Here is a 2,623-nt window from a genome sequence, read left to right on the forward strand (position 1 = left end):
AACACGGAAGTTAAGCTCTCTAGCGCCGATGGTAGTTGGGACCTTGTCCCTGTGAGAGTAGGACGTCGCCAAGCAACTTTAAGACGAGTCAGAATGACTCGTCTTTTTTGTGTATATTTCGTTAGAAATAACTTCTTACTAACCCCAAATACCACTTTAGATTTTAAGTATTCCCCATTCTTTTAAGATTTGTGATTACATATCCATATAATTTTTTATTCAATTTCTCCCATGATTTTTGATATGTAATTTAAGATTTTCTATTTTATTTCTTATAGATACGATTCATTGGTGTGTTAAAATAGTACAGTTATTTTTTTGAAGTACTTTAATATGAGAAGATTTAATTTTGAAAAAGGAGATAATATGAAAAAGATAGGTGAAATTACTATAGTAGTTTTAGCCCTTCTAGCAATTGCGTATATGTTAGTCGGGAATTATTTCTATAATTATGCATTGAATGCGAAACAAGAAAAAGAATTTTTGGAGGATAATCCTCACTTAACGGAAACAGTGAATGCATCGGGAGATGTATTGGCTACGAATGAAGAAAAGAATGCAAACTTTGTATCAAAATATAAACCTAACAAATTAACTATACGTTCTTTTGATAAGCTAAATTTAACAGGTTATGAATATATGAATGAACAATCTAGCCATAAATGGGCCATTGTAGTTCATGGATATGATGGCAGGGCATCAGCAATGACGAAATATATCCGGAATTTTCATGAACAAGGTTATAATGTCATAGCGCCAGACCTTCGTGGACATGGAAATAGTGAAGGGGATTATATCGGTATGGGATGGCATGATCGTAAAGATGTTCTGCTGTGGATTCAACAAATTTTAAAGGAAGATCCTAATGCTGAAATAGCTCTATTTGGTATTTCTATGGGTGGAGCAACTGTTATGATGACTTCTGGGGAAGATTTACCTTCTAATGTTAAAGTTATTATTGAAGATTGTGGATATTCAACTGTTATTGATGAATTCACGTATCAACTAAAAGATTTATTCCACTTGCCTAAATTTCCTGTTATGAATGCGGCCAATACAGTTACTAAATTGAGGGCTGGATATGATTTGAAAGAGGCTTCAGCTGTAAAACAAGTTGCGAAAAGTAAAACACCTATGTTATTCATTCATGGGGATGCTGATACATTTGTTCCTTTTGAAATGTTGGATGAGGTGTATAATGCTGCAAAAGTAGAAAAAGAGAAATTAATTGTTCCAGGTGCGGGGCATGGAGAAGCCGAGAAAGTGGATTCAAATAAATATTGGAATACTATATGGAAGTTCGTAGAGAAGTATATTCCAGCATAATTAAAGTTGTTTCCTGTTTATATACGATAATCGGAAGGGAGTATTTTATCCTTTTGATTATCGTCTTTTTTTGTTATTTAGGTATTCCGTTATAAATGTATTTTTGGTTGTACTATATGGAGGTTTTGGAGCAAAAATTTTTGAATTCCTTAATCTCGGTGCTACAATGATTGGAAATGAAATTGTGAAGAGGTGTGAATATGGAAATTGAAGTTTGGTCTGATTTTGTATGTCCGTTTTGTTATATTGGGAAGCGTAGATTAGAGATGGCTTTAGAAAAATTTCCACATAGGGATGACGTTGAAGTTGAGTTTAAAAGTTTTGAGTTAGACCCAAATACTCCAATCTATTCTGGAACAAGTATTAATGAAGTAATTGCATCAAAGTATGGGATTAGTGTTGAAGAAGCTAATCGTAATAATATACAAATAGGCAATCACGCAGCTAGTATAGGTTTAAGTTTTAATTTTGAAGAGATGAAACCAACAAATACTTTTGATGCACATCGTTTGGCGAAATTTGCAAAGGATCAGGGGAAAGAAAAAGAGATTACAGAAAATCTACTTTTTGCATATTTCACTGAATCGAGAAACTTAAGTGATGCGGAAACGCTCTCTACTATCGCTGAAACTTCAGGTTTAGATAAGAAAGAAGCTTTAAACGTTATTAATAATAAAAATGCGTATGCGAATGAAGTTAGAATTGACGAAGCGATTGCTCAGCAATATAAAATTACGGGAGTACCTTATTTTATTGTTAATCAAAAATATGCTATTTCAGGCGCGCAACCACTTGAAGCCTTTGTTGGTGCACTTCAACAGGTGTGGGAAGAAGAAAATCCTAAGCCTGAACCTCAAAATCTTTCAATAAATAGTACAACCGATGCTTATTGTACAGATGGAAGCTGCTCGATACCTCCAAAGGAATAATATTTAGTTCTTTCTATTATGGTGTACATAATGTACAGAGGGATAAATTTTAAATGTCATACGTATATTAATAACTTCTAAATACGAATAACCTACAGTAACTTCTATAGGTTATTCGTATTTAGTTTATTTTGAGAAAGTTACGTTCAAGTGCACTATTTTTGTGCTAACGGCTTGTTGGTATAGTTAATTCATATTTTTATAAAAAAATATTTAAAACCATTGACTATTAACATACATAAGTGTAATATAGAACAAGTCGCCGATAGCAACAACGCAGAAAGCGACAAACGAAATAAAAAAACTTAGTTGACATTGAAACATGAAAATGTTAACATAAGGGAGTCGCAAATGAGCGGCAAACAAGT

Annotated in this window: 2 protein-coding genes; both read left to right on the forward strand. The window is 33.1% G+C overall.

The features are described from left to right. Nucleotides 1-366: 366 nt before the first annotated feature. Nucleotides 367-1,326, forward strand: a complete 960-nt coding sequence (locus tag ACTFQM_RS27245) for an alpha/beta hydrolase (protein ID WP_440037028.1) — start codon at nucleotides 367-369, stop codon at nucleotides 1,324-1,326. Between the two features lie 200 nt (nucleotides 1,327-1,526). Continuing rightward, nucleotides 1,527-2,255 carry a DsbA family oxidoreductase gene (locus ACTFQM_RS27250; protein ID WP_440037030.1) on the forward strand — a complete coding sequence of 243 codons (729 nt, stop codon included), beginning with the start codon at nucleotides 1,527-1,529 and terminating at the stop codon, nucleotides 2,253-2,255. Nucleotides 2,256-2,623 lie beyond the last annotated feature (368 nt).

It is taken from the genome of Bacillus cereus group sp. MYBK30-2 (assembly GCF_051915945.1).
GTDB classification, from domain to species: Bacteria; Bacillota; Bacilli; order Bacillales; family Bacillaceae_G; genus Bacillus_A; species Bacillus_A paramycoides.